Annotated in this window: 22 protein-coding genes; 5 read left to right on the top strand and 17 right to left on the bottom strand. The window is 63.2% G+C overall.

The window, feature by feature from the left end:
• Window positions 1–378: 378 nt before the first annotated feature.
• From P1T08_08440 to P1T08_08410, 7 genes are all read right to left on the bottom strand, one after another.
• On the bottom strand, window positions 379–2,493 hold the full coding sequence (locus tag P1T08_08440; protein MDF1596110.1) for a cytochrome c3 family protein: 2,115 nt from the start codon (window positions 2,491–2,493) through the stop codon (window positions 379–381).
• Between the two features lie 141 nt (window positions 2,494–2,634).
• Window positions 2,635–3,327 carry a cytochrome c3 family protein gene (locus tag P1T08_08435; protein MDF1596109.1) on the bottom strand — a complete coding sequence of 231 codons (693 nt, stop codon included), beginning with the start codon at window positions 3,325–3,327 and terminating at the stop codon, window positions 2,635–2,637.
• 109 nt (window positions 3,328–3,436) lie between these two features.
• Window positions 3,437–4,039: a redoxin domain-containing protein gene (locus P1T08_08430; GenBank protein ID MDF1596108.1), complete on the bottom strand. Its 603-nt coding sequence runs from the start codon at window positions 4,037–4,039 to the stop codon at window positions 3,437–3,439.
• The gene (locus P1T08_08425; GenBank protein MDF1596107.1) at window positions 4,036–4,881 is read right to left on the bottom strand and encodes a hypothetical protein; all 846 of its coding nucleotides are present in this window, start codon (window positions 4,879–4,881) and stop codon (window positions 4,036–4,038) included. Before P1T08_08425 ends, P1T08_08430 begins: the two co-directional genes overlap by 4 nt.
• A complete protein-coding gene (locus tag P1T08_08420; protein MDF1596106.1) occupies window positions 4,878–5,291 on the bottom strand; it encodes a cytochrome c-type biogenesis protein CcmH in 414 nt (137 codons plus the stop codon). Before P1T08_08420 ends, P1T08_08425 begins: the two co-directional genes overlap by 4 nt.
• Window positions 5,284–7,323, bottom strand: coding sequence for a heme lyase CcmF/NrfE family subunit (locus P1T08_08415; GenBank protein MDF1596105.1), 2,040 nt, complete (start codon window positions 7,321–7,323; stop codon window positions 5,284–5,286). The genes P1T08_08420 and P1T08_08415 overlap by 8 nt, the downstream gene beginning before the upstream one ends.
• Window positions 7,320–7,595, bottom strand: coding sequence for a hypothetical protein (locus P1T08_08410; protein MDF1596104.1), 276 nt, complete (start codon window positions 7,593–7,595; stop codon window positions 7,320–7,322). Before P1T08_08410 ends, P1T08_08415 begins: the two co-directional genes overlap by 4 nt.
• On the opposite strand from P1T08_08410, the gene ccmA reads away from it, so the two are divergent.
• The 4 genes from ccmA (at window position 7,594) to P1T08_08390 (ending at window position 10,179) form a co-directional block, all read left to right on the top strand.
• A complete protein-coding gene (ccmA, locus tag P1T08_08405; protein ID MDF1596103.1) occupies window positions 7,594–8,250 on the top strand; it encodes a heme ABC exporter ATP-binding protein CcmA in 657 nt (218 codons plus the stop codon). The genes P1T08_08410 and ccmA overlap by 2 nt on opposite strands.
• Entirely contained in the window at window positions 8,247–8,927 is a 681-nt protein-coding gene (locus P1T08_08400; protein ID MDF1596102.1) for a heme exporter protein CcmB, read from the top strand. The genes ccmA and P1T08_08400 overlap by 4 nt, the downstream gene beginning before the upstream one ends.
• Window positions 8,924–9,649 (top strand): cytochrome c biogenesis protein CcsA, encoded by a 726-nt coding sequence (ccsA, locus tag P1T08_08395; protein MDF1596101.1) that lies wholly within the window; start codon window positions 8,924–8,926, stop codon window positions 9,647–9,649. The genes P1T08_08400 and ccsA overlap by 4 nt, the downstream gene beginning before the upstream one ends.
• A 107-nt stretch (window positions 9,650–9,756) precedes the next feature.
• Window positions 9,757–10,179, top strand: a complete 423-nt coding sequence (locus P1T08_08390; protein MDF1596100.1) for a cytochrome c maturation protein CcmE — start codon at window positions 9,757–9,759, stop codon at window positions 10,177–10,179.
• 407 nt (window positions 10,180–10,586) lie between these two features.
• On the opposite strand, the gene P1T08_08385 is transcribed toward P1T08_08390, so the two are convergent.
• The 10 genes from P1T08_08385 to P1T08_08340 form a co-directional block, all read right to left on the bottom strand.
• Complete coding sequence (locus P1T08_08385; protein MDF1596099.1) at window positions 10,587–11,051, bottom strand: cytochrome c; 465 nt, start codon at window positions 11,049–11,051, stop codon at window positions 10,587–10,589.
• Window positions 11,044–11,550 (bottom strand): Rieske 2Fe-2S domain-containing protein, encoded by a 507-nt coding sequence (locus P1T08_08380; protein ID MDF1596098.1) that lies wholly within the window; start codon window positions 11,548–11,550, stop codon window positions 11,044–11,046. The genes P1T08_08385 and P1T08_08380 overlap by 8 nt, the downstream gene beginning before the upstream one ends.
• Window positions 11,547–12,083: a menaquinol oxidoreductase gene (locus P1T08_08375; GenBank protein ID MDF1596097.1), complete on the bottom strand. Its 537-nt coding sequence runs from the start codon at window positions 12,081–12,083 to the stop codon at window positions 11,547–11,549. Before P1T08_08375 ends, P1T08_08380 begins: the two co-directional genes overlap by 4 nt.
• Window positions 12,070–12,807, bottom strand: coding sequence for a cytochrome b N-terminal domain-containing protein (locus tag P1T08_08370; protein MDF1596096.1), 738 nt, complete (start codon window positions 12,805–12,807; stop codon window positions 12,070–12,072). The genes P1T08_08375 and P1T08_08370 overlap by 14 nt, the downstream gene beginning before the upstream one ends.
• On the bottom strand, window positions 12,804–14,600 hold the full coding sequence (locus tag P1T08_08365; GenBank protein ID MDF1596095.1) for an FAD-dependent oxidoreductase: 1,797 nt from the start codon (window positions 14,598–14,600) through the stop codon (window positions 12,804–12,806). The genes P1T08_08370 and P1T08_08365 overlap by 4 nt, the downstream gene beginning before the upstream one ends.
• Window positions 14,601–14,927: 327 nt before the next feature.
• Window positions 14,928–17,315 (bottom strand): c-type cytochrome, encoded by a 2,388-nt coding sequence (locus P1T08_08360; protein MDF1596094.1) that lies wholly within the window; start codon window positions 17,313–17,315, stop codon window positions 14,928–14,930.
• A complete protein-coding gene (locus P1T08_08355) occupies window positions 17,312–18,004 on the bottom strand; it encodes a cytochrome b N-terminal domain-containing protein (GenBank protein MDF1596093.1) in 693 nt (230 codons plus the stop codon). Before P1T08_08355 ends, P1T08_08360 begins: the two co-directional genes overlap by 4 nt.
• Window positions 18,001–18,474 carry a ubiquinol-cytochrome c reductase iron-sulfur subunit gene (locus tag P1T08_08350; protein ID MDF1596092.1) on the bottom strand — a complete coding sequence of 158 codons (474 nt, stop codon included), beginning with the start codon at window positions 18,472–18,474 and terminating at the stop codon, window positions 18,001–18,003. The genes P1T08_08355 and P1T08_08350 overlap by 4 nt, the downstream gene beginning before the upstream one ends.
• A gap of 122 nt (window positions 18,475–18,596) precedes the next feature.
• Window positions 18,597–19,631, bottom strand: coding sequence for a hypothetical protein (locus tag P1T08_08345; protein ID MDF1596091.1), 1,035 nt, complete (start codon window positions 19,629–19,631; stop codon window positions 18,597–18,599).
• A gap of 136 nt (window positions 19,632–19,767) precedes the next feature.
• Complete coding sequence (locus P1T08_08340; protein ID MDF1596090.1) at window positions 19,768–20,076, bottom strand: hypothetical protein; 309 nt, start codon at window positions 20,074–20,076, stop codon at window positions 19,768–19,770.
• Window positions 20,077–20,208: 132 nt separating this feature from the next.
• Between P1T08_08340 and P1T08_08335 the strand changes: the two genes are divergently transcribed.
• Window positions 20,209–20,499, top strand: a complete 291-nt coding sequence (locus P1T08_08335; GenBank protein ID MDF1596089.1) for a helix-turn-helix domain-containing protein — start codon at window positions 20,209–20,211, stop codon at window positions 20,497–20,499.
• Window positions 20,500–20,502: the final 3 nt, after the last annotated feature.

The raw sequence follows: 20,502 nt of genomic DNA, 5'->3' as shown, positions 1-20,502 counted from the left end.
AGGGATTCTCCCATCCCGCCCTCTCAACACAGTGATACACCTACACGACCCGTCTCACGAAACGTTGACACAGAGGGGACACGCTTCACCGCCCCATACCGCTCACCCGTCTCTGCCCGCAACTTCCGGACCAGACGCACCGCCTGATCCTTCTGCTCCCGGGTATACCGACGGTTCGTCGGCGCCTGCAGTTTCTTTGACATAACTCCATCCTCGCTTCCAAGGTAAAGAGTCTCCAAGAAACCCAGGGCGATTCAGAAACCCCAGCCGAACAACTAAACAAACTCGTCGCGGCCAACCCTTGAAACCACCGCCCCAAAGTGACGCAAGAACGGGTGAAAATGAGGGGGCCGGGTGTGTGCCCGGCCCCCCTTGTCGCTACGGCCTGGTCAATCCCGTCACGTCGGCGCCGATGTCCGCCAGTGAGTCGTATAGCAACTCGAGCACGTAGGCCGGGTTGTGGGCGAAGCCGCCCGGGTCCTTCGTTGCGTACTGGTAGTTGTAGGCAGCCCTAAGCAGGCGCGGCGTCCAGGTGGCGTACTGGTTGCCGAAGTTCGCCTCGTCGGGGCTTGCGCTTCCGTCACCGTTGAGGTCGGTAAAGAAGTACGGATAGGCGTGGGCGTCGTACACGATCGGCTGAAGGCCCTCTGTCGAGGAGGCATACGCCTGCATCGCCGTCAGCAGCGCTTCGCGCATCGTGGTGATTTCATCGGCGATGCCCTCGGCCTCGTCGCCGTCACCATCGAAGTCGCCGGCAGTGATCCGGATGTCCTTCAGGTCCTCTTCGGAGTTCGTCCCCTGATGGCAACCTCCGCAGGCCTCAACCTGAACCTGGAGCGTGTGGGAACTGTGGCAACCCGTGCACGTGGCGATCGGGTGGTCGTTGGCTCCGGCATACGTCTGTCCGGCGTACTGGTAGCCACCCGCAGCTTCGCTACCGAAAAGGGTGGCACCCGCCGGCAGGTAGTGCACGTTGACAAATCCCAGTGCGTCGCTGACCGAGTCGGGCCCCGTGTCGCCGATTCGGCGATCAACGCTGGAACCAGACTCACGGCCCTGATGGCAGCTCATGCAGAGGTTGGTGTTGGCGTCGCCGCTGTCGACTGTTGCTCCGCTCGGGAAGGTGACGTCGAGCACTTCATACCGGGTCCACTCGCTCGTGCTGTCGTGGCACGTCGAGCAGTTGAACCCGTTGGAAGTCGGCTGGGTGATCGTCACGCCTTCCTGCAGGTACAGCGGCAGGCCCTCCGTGGAGTGGCAGCGCGAACAAGATGCAGGCACTGCGCCGTCCTCGTCCCAGTGTCGGAAGGCTTCCTCAGACCCGGCGAAGTGCCCGTGGTCGATGCGGTGCATCGCCGTCATGTCGATGGGCGACGAGATGGCTTCGTTGAGGTTCTCGATCGAGTCGTACATCAACTCCAGGATGTACTTGCCGCCGTGGGCGAACGCTCCCGGGTCCTTGAGGGAAACCTGATAGTTGTACGCGGCTTTGAGGAGGCGCGGGGTCCAGGCGGCGAATCGCTCGCCGGCCTCATCGAAGAAGTACGGGTAGGCATTGGCGTCGTAGGTGATGCCGGTTCCCGCCACCTCGGAGGCGTAGGCCTCAATGGCCTGAAGCAGCAGCTCCCGCACGCCCTCGAGTTCGTAGTAGATGCCCTCTTCGAGGTCGCCGTCTCCGTCGAAGTCGACGAGTGATCCCGGCATGCGGACATCGCGGAGATCCTCGATCGTGGCGACACCGGTGTGGCACGTCGAGCATTCGGCGATCTTCAGTTCCAGCGTGTGGGGATCGTGGCACTGAATACAGGTCGAGTATCCCTCGACGTGGACGAAGAACGCATCGTAGGTCTTGCCCTCGTACTCATAACCACCCTTGGCTTCGGTGCCGTATTTGGTGGCGGCGGCCGCGAAGTAGTGGATGTTTCGGAAACCCAGGTCTTCGGAGACGGTGTCCTCTTCGACGCCCGCTTCGGTGATCGAAGCGTCCACGCTGATCTTGGACTCACGGCCCTGGTGGCAGTTCATGCAACGGGATTCGTCGCCGAGGCCGGTGAGCTCGAGGCCCGACGGCATCACGACGCTGTCCAGAGAAATCGTGACATCGTTGTGGCACGCCTCGCATTGGATTGTGGTCCCGATCGCCGCGTCGGCTTCAACGCTGCCGAACGGGCTGCCGTCTGCTCCGAGGAAGTCGAGGTGACCGGGGGTGCTGTGGCACTTCGCGCAACTGGTCGGAATGAGCTGGGGGTCGTCCTCGTTCCAGTGCACGAACGCTTCAGCCGTGTCGTTGTTGTGACCAGATCCGACCCAGGCGGCCAGGAACGGAACCACGAGCTCGGATTCCACCGGCTCGCCGGCCGGCGGAGCTGTGGTTGGTGTTGCCCCTTCCGCACCCGTAGTGGTGGTGGTGTCGTCGGCGCTGCTCGTGCAGGCCGCCAAGACCATCAGCAGGGCGACAAGCACAACCAGGCGTGTGTGTCGAAATCGACTCATGCTTCCTCCCCGGGAGCTACTCGACTCGTGTACCGACATAATGACGGATCCGCGCGCAAATCGCGTAGGGTCATTCGACCCATGTGAAAGGGCGCACGAGCTTGGGAATTGCTACAAGGCAACGTAGGGGACCGAGCCGGATCAGCTTCGATCGCGCACAACGCGCCAGGCCACCGTCGCCAACCAGACGAGGACGACGAAACCGACAAAGATCCCGCCGAGAATGAGCAGGATCGTGACACCGCTCGTGGTCTCCGGGACCGGGACCTCGGCCGCGGCGTGAATCCCCTGTGCAGGAATCTCGATACTCCCGGAGTGGCATGCGTTGCAGGAAGCTTGAACCTCAGTCGATACCGAGTCAGTGCTGCCGGTTGTGTGCGGATCATGACACTCGAAGCACAACAAACCACCAGACTCCTCATGCAGTTCGTCTGCCACTTTGCCGTAGTGATCCCGGTGACACATCTCGCAGGAGCTGGCTTGCTGTTCTGAGAACTCGACCAGGCTTCCGGCGGTGAGATCAGGGTGAGGGACACCGGTGATGTCAAGATGACAGTTGCGGCAGGCCACTCCTGTTCGACCATGCACTGAATCTTCGTACTCGCCTCTATATACGACCAGTCGCAGCGTCTCGTCGGATGGCAGTTTCACGGACAAGTCCGACTGCTGATGGCAGCCGAGGCAGGTGTCGGTCTTCCAGAACGGATCATCTCGTCCGGGGAGTTCCTGGGCGTGGGCGGCCGCCTGACTCGTCCACAACACCCATGCGAGAGTCAAAAGAGTCAACCAGGCCAGTCGCAGGACCGTGCGTGTCAGCTCGTTTGTTCTCTGCATCCCTGTCTCCCCTACAGGATCCTACGCCGGACCCATGTTCGTCCGACCTTCCGGCGGCGCATAGGAGCCTAGTTCCCCGACCGTGGGGCCAGGTGTCCCGGGCACCCCATCATGAGCCCGCCAACGCCTTCTCCAACTCGACCACCAGTTCATCGTATGTGACCGGGCCTGTGAATTTGTGCGTGACGAGCCCCTCCCGGTCGATCACGAACGTCTCCGGAACTCCGAACGTGCCGAACTCGACCCCGGCCCTGGCATCGGGGTCGTTGAGATAGGTGTAGTTGGTTCCCCACCCGAGCGCGTCCAGGAACCTGCGAGTGTCGTCCGGCGCGTCGCTGGTGGCTATTCCAATGAATCGCGCGCCCCGGTCGGCGTAGTCGGCGGCGGCCGCAGTGAGATGGGGGTGCTCGTCGCGACAGGCGGGGATGCACCACGAGGCAAAGAAGTTGACGACAACCACACTGCCGCGAAGTTCCGAGATGGACATGGGGCCGGAGATGGCGTCCTGCTCGAGAACCTCAAGTTCGACGTTCGGGGCGGGTTTCCCGATGAGCGGGGATTCGACGACCCGGGGGTCAACGCCGAACCGGCTGTTGAACACGAGCGCCAGCGCGATGAACGCAACTGCCGCGATGCCGGTGGTTATCCACAGTTTGAGATTGCGTTGCTGAGCGTCCGGGGTCGGCTCGACGGCGAGGTCGGTATCGGTCATGAGCCTTCGCCCGCTGCGACGTCGAGCGCCGCCTGGATTTCGAGAACCACGGTCTCCGGCAAATCGGGCGTGGCGAGTACCGATTCCAAGTAGGGGGCCCCTGCGGCCGGGTCGCCGAGGTCGTAGACCAGCATCATGCCCAGGAAGTACTGAGCTTCGATATTGGCGGCGTCGCGCTCGAGTGCCAGGCGCATGTAGTCGGCAGCCTTGGTGAGCTCTCCGATTTGGAGGTTGAGAAAACCGAGTCCCACGTTGGCCCGGGCTACCTCGCCGTCGGTGGCGCCTTCGGCCTCGGCGACGGCCCGGTAATGCTCGATCGCCGACATGGCGTCTCCGACGTCTGCGTAGCAATCGGCCAGCGCCAGACGAAAGCCGTTGTCGGAGTGATTGGTCAACGCGCCGGCCAGTTCCGCGCAGGGGCCCTCGCCGCTTGCGGTTGTCACCTGGGTGCCCACCGCGGCCGGATCCGGCTGTGCCGAATTCTGCACCGAGATGAGAATCACGACGAGGGCGACGATGAGAATTCCGGCGCCGACCAGCAGGCGCGTATTGAGGTCGCTCGATTTCCCGGCAGGCTGCCCCGTCTCGCTCGGAGCTCGTTTGGTCGAACCCGGCGCCTGAGCCGAGGCGGGCGACTTCTTGCGGGCTGGCGGTGGGCCGAGTGTGGCCAGTTCGGCCTCGGCCGCGCCAAGTTCAGCCTCGTAGCCGCTCCGGAGTCCTGCCGCGGTGGCTGCGTCGATCTCACCGTCTTCCACCTGCTGGGCCAGTTCTTCGAGATCGGTCAGGGCGAGTTCCTTGCGGGCGGCGGCTCGGTCGTACGACTCCTGGTTGAAGTTGCTCACTGTTTCACCTCATCGGTTTTTGGCACCGGCGTCTTGCGCCGGGAGAAGATCATGAAGAAGCCTGCGACTACTGCCAGGATCGGGAGCAGCCAGACGAGCAGAGTGTTCCCGGAGAACGGTGGGTCGATGACGATGCTGTCGGTGTACCGCTCGGAGAAGTAGTCGATGATCTGCCGGTCGGACCACCCGTCTGCGATTCGCTCTTCGACGACGTCCATCATCGCCCTGGCAGTTTCGGACGGTGAATCGGCGATAGCGACGCCCTGGCAGACCGGGCACTTGACCCGACTGCCGATAGACCGGGCTCGATCTTCATCCGTACGGTCGCCCTGGACGAGACCGACCACGACAACGACCGCCAGGCCGATGGTCACCACGGCCGCCACGATTTTGCGGATCGAATCAGACACGGGTGTCGTCCGGCACGATCGACCGCTCGGGCTTCTTGACTGCGAATCCCCAGACTCCGGCCGCAGCCGCCAGGAACCCACCCACCCAGATCAACCAGATGAACGGGAACCAGTAGACCTCGAGGACCACGGTGGAAGGATCGATACTGCGGAGTGAGAGGTAGAGATCGCCGGTGAACATTGTGTCGACCTCCGGGGTGGCGATGGACTCGCGGGTGTTCCCGTACTGGTTGAGGCGTGGCTGGTACTTGCCGACGACCGACCCCTCCCGGGTCACGGTGATGTCTGCACCGGTGACAAACCGGCCGGGTTCCTGCCGGCTGAACGCCTCCTCATAGGTCACCTCGAATCCGGCGAAGTTGACGGTGTCGCCGGCGTCGATAGAAATCGTGGCCGTCTCCGACAAATTCGCAGAGAAGGCGATGCCCAGCGCCAGGATTGCGACACCCAGGTGGGAGATCTGCCCGCCCCAGTAGTGCGGGTCGCCACGCATGATCCGTACGGCAGCCTGTCTCCGTCCAATGCCGAGCTTGCCTGCCCGGATCCCGGCCGAGTTGTAGAGGTTGTGGATGATCACACCCATGACGAATACCGCGGTCAGGACACCGAGCAGCAGGAACGAATTCCCGTAGCCGAACACGACGGCCAGCGCCGCGGCACCGAGGGCCACCCGGAAAGGCCAGCGAATCCGCTCCCAGACGACTCGGGCACTCGCCGCCCGGTAGGGCGAGACCGGTCCGATCCCCATCGCCAGCAACAAGAGGAAGGACAGCGGGATCGCCATGCGATCGAAGAATGGACGTCCGACGCCCACCGTCGAGTTGGAGAACGCCTCGACGAAGAGCGGGTAGAGCGTCCCGGTCAGCACCATGAACGCGAACACCGTCAGGAGAAGGTTGTTGAACAAGAACACCCCTTCCCGGCTGCTGAGCGAATCGAGCCGGGGCGAAGAGGCGATGGTGTGGGCGCGGGTGGCGAAGAGCCCGAGCGATCCCAGCAGCACGACCACCAGGAAGATCAACAGGGCCGGCCCGATGGCGGATTGAGAGAAGCTGTGGACCGAGACGATCACTCCGGAGCGGGTCAAGAAGGTACCGAGAATCGTGAGGGCGAAGGTGGTGATCACGAGGACGAAGTTCCACGATTGCAGCATCCCGCGCCTGGCCTGTACGACCGACGAGTGCAAGAAGGCCGTCGCTACCAGCCACGGCATGAAGGAGGCATTCTCAACCGGATCCCACGCCCAGTAACCGCCCCAGCCGAGCACTTCATACGACCAGAGCCCACCGAGCACGATGCCGGCGGTGAGGAACATCCAGGCGAACACCGTCCAATTACGGGTCCGGGTCAGCCAGTCCGCCCCGGTCGTCCGAAGGATGAGCGCCGAGATGGCAAACGCAAAGGGGACGCTCAGCCCGACATAGCCGACGTAGAGCGTTGGGGGATGCAGCGCCATGAGCCAGTGGTTCTGGAGCAGTGCGTTGGCACCGCGCCCTTCGATCGGGGAGGAGATCACGTTGGCGAGAATCGCGTTCTCGCCGGTCACGCAACCGACCCCGTCGCTGAACGTTTGTACGCAGCGGGCGAAGGGGTCGGAGATCGTGGCCATCAGCCCGAAGAAGTAGAGGGAGATGAGACCCATGATCGCCAGAGCACCGGCTGCGAGCCGGTCGCCGGTTTGGCTACGGAAGAACCGCGCGTACACGGCGAATGTGAAGCCGGCCAGAACCAGGCCCCACAACACGATCGATCCCTCCAGGGATGCCCATCCCGAAGCGAACTTGAAGAGAAACGGGGTGGTGGATGACGAGTTGTTGGCGATGTACTTGATCGAGAAGTCGTCGGTGAGGAGCCCGAGTTCCAGGAAGAATATTGCGCCGACGGCTCCGGACAAGAACAGGATGACGGGCAACCCCAGATACCCCTTGTTCGCCCGCTCCGGATCTCGCATGGCGATGAAACCCCGCACGGTGATACCGAGCGCTCCCACCACTGCGGCGAGGATCGAGAGATATCCGAGGGTCGCGTTCATTGTGCTGTGCCTTCCTCCATGGGGATCACCGTTTGAATGAGCCGTTTCAGCGGCGATTCAGGGTCGGTCCCCCGTTTCTCATTCCAGAGGATACGGGTATATCGGAAACACACCAACAGCGCAAAGTCCTCGCGCACCGGTGTCCTTGGGCCCTGCCTGGTGGAAACCAGCTCATGGAAACCTAGGAAGGTGATGAACGGGAGGCAGCAGGTGGTGGCAACCCGGGCGCGCGTTTCGGCGCCGGGGGCTGCGGGCGTACACTCGTCTGTCATGTCCACACCTCCCACAGTGCAGCTGCACGGCGTCGCCGTTCGATACGGCCGGGTTCCGGTATTGAAAGGCGTGGAACTGGCGGTGCCGTCCGGAGAAGCAGCCGGGATCGTCGGGCCGAATGGTTCCGGCAAGTCGACGCTGCTGCGGGTGCTGGCCACTTTGCTGCGACCGACGGAGGGGTCGGTGGCGGTGTTCGGTACCGAGATGGGCGAATCGACCGCTTATGCGATCCGGCGCCGGATCGCCCTCATCGGCCATCAGCCGGCGCTCTACCCGCAGTTGACCCTGCGTGAGAACCTCTCCTTCGTCGCCCGGTTGTCGGGTCATACAGACGAGCGGGTGGATGAGATGCTCGACGTGGTCGGGCTGGGTGGGGCGAAACACCGGCGGGCGGAGCAGTCGTCGCATGGGATGCAGCGACGCGTGGAGTTCGCCAGGGTGATTCTGACCAGGCCGGATCTACTGCTGCTCGACGAGGCCCACGCCGGACTAGATCGGGAAGCCGCGCAGCTGGTCGACGCCGTGGTCGACAACGTCCGTTCGCGCGGCGGCGCCGCCGTCTTCGTTTCGCACGAACTCGACCGCATGTTGCCGCTGGTGCAATCGACCTATGAGCTGACCGGTGGGACCGTGATCGCGGGGAGGTCACGATGAGCGGTCCATCGTTCTGGGGTCAGGCATACGAGATCGTTCTGAAGGATCTGCGGGTCGAGGGCCGAACCGGCGAGGTCCTGAACATCACCATCCCGTTTGGAGCGGTTGCACTGCTCCTCATTCCGCTGGCAATTGGAACCGACCGGCCCCTCATCGCCTCGATCGGACCCGGAATGTTCTGGGTCGTGACCCTGCTGTTCGGGATGCTGGTCACCTTTCGACAGTCGGCCACGGAAAGCGCGGCCAATCGCGAGATGATGGTGTTGCTCGGCGTTGACCCGGCCGCGCAGTTCGCAGGCAGGGTGGTGGCGAGCTTCCTCCTGTTGCTCGTGTTCGAAGGAGTGCTCGCTCCCGCCACCATCATCCTCTACAACCCGGACCCGGTAGACGGGTGGGCGATCCTGATCCTGGTCCTTGTGCTGATGGCCGTCGGCCTGGCGCTCATCGGCACGCTCGCCTCCGGTATCACCGCCGGTCTGCGCTCTCGCAACACGCTGGCACCGCTGCTGGTGGCACCACTGGCTCTCCCGTTGCTCGTCGGAGCATCACAGACGTATGAAGCGTTGGCGCAGAAGTCAAGTATCCTCACTCCCATCCTTCTGCTACTTGCCGTGGTACTCGGGCTGGCAGTGGTAGGTGTGCTGACCGCCCGATTTCTCGAGGAGGCCTCACGTTGAATAGACATCGAATACTCGGGTTGACCGCCCTGGCGGCGGTTCTGGTCGGCTTCTACTTCGGTGGCCAGGCGCCGCTCGATCAGTTGCAGGGCGAATACACCCGCATCATGTACGTCCACGTTCCTTCTGCGTGGCTTGCCTACCTCTCGTTTCTCGTGACGTTCGGCGCCTCGATCCTGTGGCTGGCGAGACGCAAGCCCGTTTACGATCGAATTGCCGAGTCGAGCGTTTCGGTCGGTGTGTTCTTTACCGCACTGGCGCTCATGACCGGCATGATCTGGGGTTACCCGGTGTGGGGGACGTTCTGGGACTGGGGCGACGCCCGCATGATGACGACCGCCCTCATGTTCTTTGTCTACCTCGGGTACCTGGCCTTGCGCCGCAGCATTCCCGACCCGGCCATGCGGGCGACGAGATCCGCGGTGCTGGGCATCGTCGCCTTCTTCCTCGTGCCGCTGTCGTACGTTTCGGTGATCATCGTGCGCACGCTGCACCAGGGGATCACGGTGGTGCGACCGGACTCTCCGATCGATGGGGAGATCCTGCTGGCGTTGCTCAGCAACGTCGGAGCCTTCACTGTGGTCTATCTCGCTTTCATGAGCGTCAAGACGGCCATTGCCAGGGGCGAGGAAGAACTCGAAGAACAGTCCGCCGCCGCTGATGCCACCCCCGCCGGTGCCGCTATCACGGCTCCCAATCTCGAGAAGGTGCGTGATGTCTAACGGATGGGTCGTTGTTGCCTACACAGTGGTGTACGGCTTCATGATCGGATATGCGGCGTTTTTGACGGTGCGCTTGCGTAGCGTCCGCCGCCGGGTGGAGGGCTGACATGACTCGATATCGCTGGTTCGTACTACCCGCCATCGGAGCGATCGTCGTGATCATCGGATGGATGGTGTTTCTCAGCCTCGGCGAGAACCTCGTCTACTACTTGACGCCCAACGAGGCGGTCGAGCAGAGGGCCCAATTCCCCGATGGTGAGCGGTTCCGACTCGGCGGTCAGGTCGAAGCCGGGACGCTGGTGGCCACCGCCGACGGAGTGGAGTTCACGGTGTCGGACGGCGCCCATGAAGTGCACGTCGTGCACGAGGGAGCTCCGCCGGAGCTGTTCCGCGAGGGCGTCGGTGCGATCGTCGAGGGCGCCTGGGACGGTGACGTATTCCGCAGCGACCAACTGGTCGTCAAACACGACGAGCAGTATCAAGCACCTGAGGACGAAGGCCACCCCTACGAGGTCCCGACGGACGCGTAGCGAGTCGCGGGTCGCGGGTCGCGGGTGGCCCCCTCTGCCTCGAGAGGGTCGCGAGTCGCGGGTCGCGTGTCGCGAGTGCCCATTGGGGGGTGGCGGGTCGTTTGATGTGTTCTCTCCTCACGGAGTGGGGGGAGTCCTGGAGGGAGCGGAGCGACTGGAGGGGAGGGGGGCTGTGCGTCGCGAGTGCCCTTCTGCCTCGAGCGGGTCGCGGGTCGCGTGTGGCGGGTGGCCCCTCTGCCTCGTGGATTCGGCATCTCCCCCGTTTCGGCGGGGGAGAAACGCGTTGGGGGTCGCGGGTTTGGGTTGACGTGTTCTCCCCTCACGGAGAGAGGGTCGCGTGTCGCGAGCTTCAGCGGGGGAGAAACGCGTGAGGGGGCGACTAGTAACTCGCGACTAGGAACTCGCGACTAGTTCCCCGGTTCCACGACTGCTCGCCAGTCCGGGTTGTCCGGGGCGTCTTCTTCCAGCGAGCGCAAGTAGGTCGCGATGCCCGTGATTTGCTCCAGGGTCAGTGGACCGCCGAAGTCGATCGAGTAGGCGCCCATCTGGGAGCCCGGGACGCCGACCGAGACGAGGCTGATGATCTGGGCGTCGGTGGCGGCTTCGAGGAACTGCTTCGAGTTCAACGACGGACCGATTTGTCCGTCCAGCCCGTTTTCGCCGTGGCAGGCGGCGCACTGGCCGACGAACAGTTCCTCGCCCTGCGCAGCCAGCTCCTCCGTCAGTAGCTGACGCGCCTCCTCACGGTTGGTGGGTTCCAGCAGCCGGTAGGCCGGGAAGGCCAGCACCAGGACGACCATCAGGGCCAGTCCGGCTTGCATCCACTTGACGGTCGATTGCTCGAGTTCCTGATCAACCGGTCGCTCACCCATGCGAGCTGTCCTCACACGATGGCCCTCGTACGGGTTCGTTGAGGGTCTCCACACCGATCGCCGGTCCGGATATCAGTGTTCCGGTGTCGACGTAGACGATGCCGTCGATCGTCTCGAACTCGTAGCGGTCCATTCCGCGCGGGGTCGGTCCTGAGCGGTACTCGCCCGCCCGGTTGAAGACCGATCCGTGGCACGGGCACTCGAATTGTCCGGACGAATCGCACCACGGCACCCGGCAACCGAGGTGCGGACACTTCTCGGAGAGGGCTACGACCTCACCGTCGATCCTGGTGAGGTAGGTTCTGGCGGCGCGGATGGATTCGACGGTGGCGTCCGGCACCGTGTCGGCTGCCTTTGTCTTGATGATCCCACCGAACCCTCCGGTGATCCGGGGCTGCAGGATGTCCCAGGTGGTCCAGCCCCCGGCGACGCCGATGAGGGCCGCTCCCCACTTCCAGGCCCTGGACAGGAATTCTCTCCGACCGATTCCGTTGCTCATAACTCTCCGTACCACTCTTGCCAGGGCCACACCCAACCCCAGTTGGGGCCGCGGAAGGCGAATCCGATAATCGTCAGGATTATCCACACGACCATGAAGATCGTGAAGGTCGCCACCGCCACCTTGCGGAAACGTGGCTCGATCGTAGAAGTCCTGTCGACGTATGGAAGCGCGAAGAGCCCGAGGACGATGGCGCCCGGAACCAGCACACCGGCCACCAGCGGGTGGAACAACGCCAGCAGTTCCTGGAGCGCCGCGAAATACCAGGGGGCTTTCTCCGGGTTCGGCGTCAGTGTGGGGTTGGCGATCTCACGTAGCGGGGCATCGAAGAAGATGGCGAGAACCAGAACGACGGCGATGACCACCAGCGCCGCCACGGCGTGGCGGACGAGCAGATGCGGCCAGACCATGACCGGCTCCTGCTCGCTCAGAACCTTGCGGTCGCCGCCGGGTGGCTTGCCGGGAACAACCCCGAGCACCCGTTGTCCGGCGATGATCTCAGGATTCTCCTGATCGGGTCTAGGCGTCGACATCAACACCCTCCTTCGCCGCGTCGAGCATGCTGTCTTTGCGCCATCTCCACAAATGGATCGTGATGAGGAGGACGACGGCCGTGGGTAGCACGGCGACATGCAGAACGTAGAACCGCAGCAGCGTCGACGATGCAACTACCGGCCCACCCAGCATCATCTCCTTGACGGTGTCTCCGATCAGCGGGACGAAGGCGGCCATCTCGGTGCCGACCGTGACAGCCCAGTAGGCGAGCTGGTCCCAGGGGAGCAGGTAGCCGGTGAAGGAAAGGAGCAGCGTGAGCACGAGGAGGATGACGCCGACACCCCAGTTGAATTCACGCGGTTTCTTGTAGGCGCCCCGGTAAAACACCCTTGCCATGTGCGCGGCGACGACCAGCACCATGAGGTGAGCCGACCAGCGGTGGACGTTACGGATGTACTGGCCGAAAGCCACCCGGGTCTGCAGGTTGAGGATGTCGCCGTAGGCCTGGGCAGGCGACGGGACGTAGAAGAACATCAGGTAGATGCCCGACACTAGAAGAGATCCGAACAGGACCAGCGACGCCACACCGAGATACCAGGAGTAGCGGAACGTGATCTCCTTTCGGCGCACCTTCACCGGATAGATGTGCAGGAAGAAGTTCGCCCAGTGTCCGGCCGCCTGATCGCGTTCAGTGGTTCGGTCGGTGGCACGCCAGATCGAACGACCAATGATGCTCTCGCGGATTCGTTGTCCCAACGTCATACCCGTGCTCCCAAGGTCGGCACTCCCACTCCGGTCCATAGCCCCATCGACAACGCATCCGTCGGGCATCGCTCTATGCACAGCGCGCAGCGGATGCAGCTCTGCTCGTTCAACATTAATGCCGTGCCACCCGCCTCGTCCGGGTGAATGTCCTCAGAAGGCACCAGCGAGATCAGGTCGAGCGGGCAGACGTCGGCGCACAGCGCGCACAGCACACAGATGTCCGTGTCGAGGAGGATGTTGGCGAAGCAGCGCAGACACCTCTGTGCCTCACACCTGGCCTCTTCGATGGTGAACCCTGTTTCGACTTCTGCCAGACCGATGCGCCGGTCGGTCGGCAGCGTGGGTACGGCGACCCGGGGGACCCGGTCGTAGACGTCGTCGAGACGGTGGAATTGGTCAAGCTGCACCATGGTTCCGGCATCTTGCTCGGCGAAGCTGCCACCGAATGCCTCGTGGATCTCACGGGCCGCGATCCGGCCGTCTGCTATCGCGTCGATGAGGGTGCGCGGGCCTCTGGCCGCGTCGCCACCGGCCCATACCATCGGAAGTGAAGTCGCCAGGCTGTCGTCACCCACCTGGATGGTCTTGCGAGGACTGAGCTCCGGACCATTCGCCCCCAGCGCCTCAACGTCGATGGCCTGGCCGATCGCCATGATGATTGTGTCGGCCTCTAGCGTCACTCGATCGGCGTCATCGAATTCAGGAGAGAAGCGGCCGTTCTCGTCGAATACGCGCGTGACCCCGATCGTCTCTATGCCGGTGACCTTGCCATCTGCGGTGAGGATCCGGGCGGGGCCGCGGCGGTTGACGAACTTGATGTCCTCGTGCTCCGCTTCTTCGACCTCGAACTCCGAGGCCGGCATTTCGTGTTTGGCCTCCAGGGACATGATGGTGATGTCCTGGGCGCCCGTCCGCGCAGCCGTTCGGGCAACGTCGAGGGCTTCGGTCATTGAAGAGCGCCCGTCCTCTTCGTCGTATTCAGCGTGGCGGCGGGCAATCTCATCGTATGTTGCAGCTCGCAGGGCGGTCCTGGCGGCATCCATCGCCACGTCGCCGCCACCGATCACGACGACCTTCTGGCCGACCTCGGTAGCAAAACCCTGGTTGGCGTTGATGAGATACTCGATCGCCTTCAAGACCCCGTCTGCGTCGTGGCCTTCGAGGTCGAGGCCGCGCCCCAGGGTCGCCCCAATAGCCACGAATACCGCATCGTGGCGTCGGCGGGCGTCGTCGAGTGTGATGCCTTCGCCGAGTTTCGTGTTCAAACGCACCTCAACACCCAGATCGGTGATGGCTTTGATCTCCGCCGCCAGAAGGGATCGATCCAGGCGGTACTCGGGGATCCCGAGCAGCATCATGCCGCCGAGTTGCCCGGTGGCTTCATACAGGGTGACGGCGTAGCCGAGACGGCGGAGGTCGTGGGCGGCAGCCAGGCCGGCCGGGCCCCCTCCGACGATACCGACGCTCTGTGGTCGCGACTCGAGTGGGGGAGCGGCGACCTGCTTGTAGGTGTCCATGCCCGCTTCCACACCGAATTGATCGGTGACGAACCGCTTGAGTGCCCGAATGGCAATGGGCTTGTCGATTTCGCCGCGGCGACAAGCGTCCTCGCAGGGAGCCGCACAAACCCGTCCGCAGACGGACGCAAACGGATTGGGGAGGCGAGCAGTCAGGTAGGCCAGTTCATCCTGTCCGTCTGCGATGGCGGCGACGTACATGCCGGCATTCGTGTTGACAGGACAGGCGGCGAGACAGGGGATGTTCTCGTCGAAGAAATGAAGTTTCTCCATACCAGATGCTCCGTCGTCGACACCCTACTGCGCCAGTCCCCGCACGCGGCCGGGGTGCGAAGGAGAGTAGCAAACCGACCCGACGGGACGTTTATTCGCCCCGGGCCGAACGGCTCGTACTTTGGGTCAAAGTGTCAGATTCCCGAAGACGGGCCATCGAGGTATCGCCAGTTCCTGTGCTCCGTGTGGCTGGCGATCGGCAATTGGACAACTGGCAATTGGCAATTGGCTCCCCAACCTCAGCAGCGTGAGATACCCAATGCCCAGCCCTCGAGAACCAGAACCTAAAACCTAGAACCCAGAACCTCTTTTTTTCCAGAACCTCTTCTACTCCTTGGCTCCACTGTTTACCCAGTAGATCAGGATGGCGATCTGTTCTTCGGGCAGGGGAGTCCCCGGCGGCATGAGGGCGCCATTGCGAAGCAGTCGCTGGATCATCGTGCTCTTATCGGCATCGCCCGGTACCACGGCCGGGCCGCTTCTTCCGCTGTTGATCGTTGAGCTGTAGGTGGATGCGTCCCACCCGCCGGCTGACCCGTGGCACGAAGCACAACTGGCCTGCAGAATCGGGAGCACATCCTTCGTCCAGGTGTAGTCGCCGGTTGCCTGTTCGTCGCCGACCGTCACCTCGGTGGTTGCTCCTCCGGCGATCCACTGTTCGATCAATGTGATCTGGGCATCCGGCAGCGCTCCGCCGGGTGGCATCAAGTTACCCTCGCCGAGGAGGCGCTGCATCAGGATACTCCCGTCGGGATCGCCGGGCACGACGGCCGCACCGCTGTCCCCGCTCTCGATGACCGACTCCATGGTGGCGGCATCCCACCCTCCGGACGTTCCGTGACAACCGGCGCACGATGCCTGGAATATCGGTGCAATGTCGCGTGCGTAGACGATCGTCTCAATCGCTCCGCGTCCGCCCAGCGAGCGGATGTGGTCGACGAGTCCCTGGATCTGATCGGCGGTGAGGACCTCGCCCCAGGCGATCATAGAAGTGGCAGCATGGCCGAGGTCGATGGCCTCGTGGAGTTGCTCATCCGTGAAGGAATCCTGGAAGTCTGCCGAGACCAATGAGGGTCCGACCAAGCCCGGTCCGCCCGCACCGTCCATGCCGTGGCATTGAGCGCAGAAAGCGGTGTACACCTGTGTACTCCCTCCTGCGACCGGCCCGCGGACGAGATCCGGCGGGAACTCTACCGGTGGGTCTGCCTGCCACGAACGGAGGAAGGCCACCAGGGCTTCGACCTCGTCCTCGGTGAGCGGTCCGCCCTCGCTCTCGAGGAACGGCGACATGCCCTGATCGGGTTGTCCCCTCGAGATGATCGCCCGCAGCGTGAGATCGTCGCGAGTCTCCAGATACAACGCTGTGCTGATCGGGGCGATGATATTGACCGGATCCGAGGGGTTCGGCCCGCCTTCCCCGAAATCGCCGTGGCAGGACGAACACAATCGGCCGAACAGTTGCTGACCGATGAGGATCGGGGTGCCGCGACTGGCTTCGAGGGTGTAGGTGGTGAGTGCGGTGAGTTGTTCCTCTGTGAGGACATCTCCCCACAGGGGCATCGAGCGGTGTTCTGCGCCGTCGGCGATGATGTTGTAGGCGGTCTCGATGTCGGGAGCGCTCGGCACGCGAACACCGTGACAGCTCGAGCAGTGCTGTGCAAACAGTTGCTCGCCTTGGGGAGCTGCAGATGGTTCGTAGACAAACAGGGCCAGTTCGGTGATCTGGTCTTCCGGCAGGACGTCCCGCCATTGGGTCATGTCGAGGTGGTTGCCGCCCTGGCGGATGATGGCCTCGAGTTCGTCTCGCCCGCCGTCCCAACTGATCGAGTTTCCGTGGCACTCCGAGCAATAGAGCGTATAGAGGCGCTGCCCGTCCGGAGCGAGTAGGAAGTTGAGGAGCGCGGTGCGGTCCGGACCAAAGAGGAACTCGGACCATTCGGGGATGTCGAGGCCGGTGTGGGGCGCATAGCCCGTGCCCAGGTTCAGGGCGTTCTGGAGTTCGAATGGGCTGGCGGCGGCGAGGTCACTCGAATCATGGCACGCGGCACAGTTGGCGGTGAAGATCGCCCCGCCCTGAGGCGACACCAGGAAACCTGCCAGGGCGTCGATTTCGTCGGTGGACAGGGTGGCCGCGAAGGCGGGCATTCCCTCGTGGCCACCTGCAATCGTCTCATGCAGATTGATCCCGATCGGGACATCGATGGAAGTGCCGTGGCACACGGAGCAATTCTCGGTGAAGAGAGCGGCGGCGTTGATGGCGCCGGTCACGTCGGCCGGTGCCGGGGTTTCCCGGATGGACTGGACGGTGAGAAACCCCATGGCTACCACGGCGACGCCGGTTGATGCCATCACCCAGTTGCGGCTACGGAAGTGTCGGAGCTTGGTCCTGTCCAGGTACGGCATGGCGAAGAGAACGGCGAATCCGAGGGCGGGCAGGAGGATGACGCCGACGAACTCGAGGTTGCCGGGGAAATACTTGAGCAGTTGGAAGAGCCAGAGGAAGTACCACTCGGGTCGAGGGGTGTATTCGGAATCCGATGGGTCGGCGCGTTCGTCCAGGGGCGCGCCACCGAAGTAGGCGAGACCGATTAGGACGATGAGGACGATGAGGGCAACCAGGACGTCCTTGAACACCGCATCCGGAAAGAACGGAATCCCTTTCTTCTTGTCCTTGGCGTACTCCTCTAGGTACTCGGCGCGATCCTCCGGTTTCATGCCTCGACCTCCACATCGGGCTCTTCAGCCGCCTCTTCAGCAGTGGGAGGTGCGCTGATACCGATCCGGACGACGAGGAACATATGGATCCCCAGGAGTATCAAGAGCACCGAGGGGAGCACCCATACATGAGTCCCGTAGAACCGGGTCAGGGTCACCGCCGACAGTTCTTCACCGCCGCGGGCGATCCGGAGGAGCCAGTCGCCGATGACGGGTGTGACCTCCAGCATTCGGGTACCAACGGTCGTGGCCCAGTAGGCCTTCTGATCCCACGGCAGCAGGTACCCGGTGAAACCGAAGGCCATCGTGACGGCGAGGAGGCCGAGTCCCGTGAACCAGGTGATCTCGCGGGGGAACTTGTAGGCGCCGTGGAAAACTACACGCAGCATGTGGAGTCCGGCCAGGACGACCATGGCGCTGGCCCCCCAGTGATGCAGACCTCTGATGAGCCAGCCGGCCGTGATTTCGTTCGTTATGAAGGCAACGCTGTTGTAGGCATCCTGCGGACTCGGCACGTAGTAGATGGTGAGAAGGATGCCGGTCAGAATCTGGTTCACCGTGACCAGGAGCGTGGCGCTACCCAGCGTGTACAACCAGTTGACCTTGGGGATATTGCGGAGGGCCAGCGCCTTCCATATCGGCTTCCATCCCATCCGCTCCTCGAACCAGGCGCTGACCTTCTCGATCATGCTTCGATCTTTCCCACAACGAAGAGCTGGCCGTCCTCAACGGAAAGCTCGTATTGGTCGAGAGCCCTGGGAGGTGGACCTGACACAACGGTGCCCGTCTTCGAGAAGACGGCGTTGTGGCACGGACAGAAGAACTCCTCCTCGTCGTCGACCCAACGCACCCGGCATCCCAGGTGTGTACAGACGTTGGACATGGCCGTGAAGTTGCGGCCGTCGTCGGTGGAGACGTAGAAGGCCAGCTCCTCGGCTTGTGTGACCCACCCGGTCTTGCGCTCAATGGTTGCTTTGAAGAGGGTGGGTTCCCCGATGGGGACTTTGCTGATCGGTCCGAGTGGGATTGCCTCGACGCCGAGACCACCGCGAGCTTTGGCGGGAGAAATGAGGTAGGCGACGGTCGGTATTCCCATCAGGGCGCCGATCCCACCGACGATCGAGGCGGTGGCGCGACTCAAAAACGTCCGACGGCTCATTCCTGCCACAGCGGCTCCCGATGTAGTTGAGTTGTTCCTCTCCGCCCCTCACCGTATTGCCACAGGTCACGGCGGTACAGGGTCCAACGGCCCTTGAAGTTGGGACTCCGGACCGTCGCCGATCATAGATCGAGCGGGCCGGCGAGGAGGTCGATTGCGAGGGAATCAAGGGAATGCCGGAGTACCGGCCCGTCTCGACCATCGATATTGGCGAGCTCAGGAATGAGGGTGTGCGGCTCCAATCCCAGGGCTCTTCGCGCAGAGCGGAGGATGTCCTCGTCCTGCCCGGGTGCGACTCGGTTGATGACAACGTATGGAATCGGCCCCTCCCAGTCGCGGACGAAGTGAGCGGCTCTGATGAGACTCATGGGGGAGGCGTTGCATACGACGATGGCCGCGTCGCTGGTGGCCAGGATCGTGTGATCCGGCCTCCACGGCCCGATATCTGCAACGGTGACCGGGAATGCGGCCAGGACGGCGTCGAGGAGTTCGGCGATTCCGGGTTTGACTGAGAGGTCGGTCCGGAGTGGGACGGGTCCACCGATCGCCGTCAGGTTCCGGCCGGCGGTGCGTGCCACGAGTCGATCCGTCGTGCGGATGGTGTCGACCGTGTCGATGAGGCTTGAGCCCGGTTCCAACCCCAGCCGGAAGGTGATTCCTGGGGCTTCGGTGTCGAGGTCGACGATGGCGGTCGAGGTGCGTTCGGCGATGGCGTGCGCGACGGAGACGGCGATTTCCGTTCGACCGGGAGCCCCTCTTGGGCCGGTGACCGAGATGAGCCGACCCCTGCTGACGGCTGCCAGGGTCTGAGCCGCCACTGATGAAGCCGTAGCCAGCAGGTCCTCCGGGGTGGTTGTGTCCGGCAATGCGACGTCGACGCCGCCACGACGAAGGAGTTCGTGTCCCGGTCCGTCGCCGGTTGGATAGATGCCGATGACGTGCGTTCCGCTCCGACGTATCGAACGGATGCGATTGGACGTTATCCACGAGGTTTCGGATCCAACCACCACGATGTCGAGGGGTGCGGCCCGCTCCAGGTCTTGTGGTTCATATGCCCTGCGCACGATCCGCACGATCGGGTCGCGTCTGGCTGCATCGACCAGCCTCGGCTCCCATTCCCGCGCCGAGAGGACCGTGGCCATACGTGGGCGGTTCATTCGGCGTTCTCGGATTTCATTCGGCGTCTTCGGATTTCATTCGGCGTTCTCGGATTTCATTCGGCGTTCTCGGATTTCATTCGGCGTCTTCGGATTTCATTCGGCGTCTTCGGATTTCATTCGGCGTCTTCGGATTTCATTCGGCGTCTTCGAATCCCGCCGCGACGATCTGGTGCAGGAGGACGAAACGGCTCCGATCACCTGTGAGTAGCACGACATGATCAGAACCAACGGCATGCACGAGGCCGGCGGGGGAGCGGCCGTCAAGGCACCAAAGGGTTGTGTGTTCTCGACGGTCTTCAGCGTCGATCAGGCGGTCTCTCAGCGAACGTCGGCGTAACCACGTTGCCCGGGCGGCCGCCTGTTCGGCCTCGACAACTCGTTCCCATTGCCGGCGAAGGTGCCGAGATACTTCGATGAGGTCGGGATGTCTCAACGGATCCATGTTGCGTATCCTTGGTCTAGTAGCGATAGAATACGATATTCAACAGTGCATGTGAGGCGATGAGTGAAGGTGAGTTTTCGCGAAGTCGACGCTGCTTGCCGGGGAGTCGCCTGCGGGAATACGCTTGGCGCCATGGATCGCATTGAGGTTGCTATTGCCAAAGAGTGGCTGTCGGTCGCCGATATCTGTGACTACATGGACGTGTCGACCTTCGTCGTGACCAGTGTGCTGCGTTCCGGCCGTCTTCCTGCCGTCAAGTTCGGGAGGGAATGGCGGGTGGCGCGCGTCGACTTCGAGAATTGGATCAATGAGTCGAGGGTCGCCGGTCGTGAGTCGCGAGTCACGAGTGCGAGCGGTGGCGAGACGCCTGCGGCTGTGTCGCCGGTGGACGAGTTCCGGTGGGACCCGATCTCGCCGGCGTAACCG

The sequence above is a fragment of the Acidimicrobiia bacterium genome (assembly GCA_029210695.1).
Taxonomy (GTDB): Bacteria; Actinomycetota; Acidimicrobiia; order Spongiisociales; family JAHEDJ01; genus JAHEDJ01.
The sequence above is the reverse complement of the archived record's forward strand: the minus strand, read 5'-3'. Positions and strand labels throughout refer to the sequence as shown.

Coding starts and splice junctions, on each gene's coding strand:
- P1T08_08365 (MDF1596095.1), bottom strand. CDS start 14,600: ATGGAGAAACTTCATTTCTTCGACGAGAACATCCCCTGTCTCGCCGCC.
- P1T08_08350 (MDF1596092.1), bottom strand. CDS start 18,474: ATGAGCCGTCGGACGTTTTTGAGTCGCGCCACCGCCTCGATCGTCGGT.
- P1T08_08360 (MDF1596094.1), bottom strand. CDS start 17,315: ATGAAACCGGAGGATCGCGCCGAGTACCTAGAGGAGTACGCCAAGGAC.
- P1T08_08390 (MDF1596100.1), top strand. CDS start 9,757: ATGACTCGATATCGCTGGTTCGTACTACCCGCCATCGGAGCGATCGTC.
- P1T08_08355 (MDF1596093.1), bottom strand. CDS start 18,004: ATGATCGAGAAGGTCAGCGCCTGGTTCGAGGAGCGGATGGGATGGAAG.
- P1T08_08440 (MDF1596110.1), bottom strand. CDS start 2,493: ATGAGTCGATTTCGACACACACGCCTGGTTGTGCTTGTCGCCCTGCTG.
- P1T08_08335 (MDF1596089.1), top strand. CDS start 20,209: ATGGATCGCATTGAGGTTGCTATTGCCAAAGAGTGGCTGTCGGTCGCC.
- P1T08_08410 (MDF1596104.1), bottom strand. CDS start 7,595: ATGACAGACGAGTGTACGCCCGCAGCCCCCGGCGCCGAAACGCGCGCC.
- P1T08_08375 (MDF1596097.1), bottom strand. CDS start 12,083: ATGTCGACGCCTAGACCCGATCAGGAGAATCCTGAGATCATCGCCGGA.
- P1T08_08415 (MDF1596105.1), bottom strand. CDS start 7,323: ATGAACGCGACCCTCGGATATCTCTCGATCCTCGCCGCAGTGGTGGGA.
- P1T08_08435 (MDF1596109.1), bottom strand. CDS start 3,327: ATGCAGAGAACAAACGAGCTGACACGCACGGTCCTGCGACTGGCCTGG.
- P1T08_08430 (MDF1596108.1), bottom strand. CDS start 4,039: ATGACCGATACCGACCTCGCCGTCGAGCCGACCCCGGACGCTCAGCAA.
- P1T08_08345 (MDF1596091.1), bottom strand. CDS start 19,631: ATGAACCGCCCACGTATGGCCACGGTCCTCTCGGCGCGGGAATGGGAG.
- ccmA (MDF1596103.1), top strand. CDS start 7,594: ATGTCCACACCTCCCACAGTGCAGCTGCACGGCGTCGCCGTTCGATAC.
- P1T08_08370 (MDF1596096.1), bottom strand. CDS start 12,807: ATGACGTTGGGACAACGAATCCGCGAGAGCATCATTGGTCGTTCGATC.
- P1T08_08340 (MDF1596090.1), bottom strand. CDS start 20,076: ATGGATCCGTTGAGACATCCCGACCTCATCGAAGTATCTCGGCACCTT.
- P1T08_08380 (MDF1596098.1), bottom strand. CDS start 11,550: ATGAGCAACGGAATCGGTCGGAGAGAATTCCTGTCCAGGGCCTGGAAG.
- P1T08_08385 (MDF1596099.1), bottom strand. CDS start 11,051: ATGGGTGAGCGACCGGTTGATCAGGAACTCGAGCAATCGACCGTCAAG.
- P1T08_08400 (MDF1596102.1), top strand. CDS start 8,247: ATGAGCGGTCCATCGTTCTGGGGTCAGGCATACGAGATCGTTCTGAAG.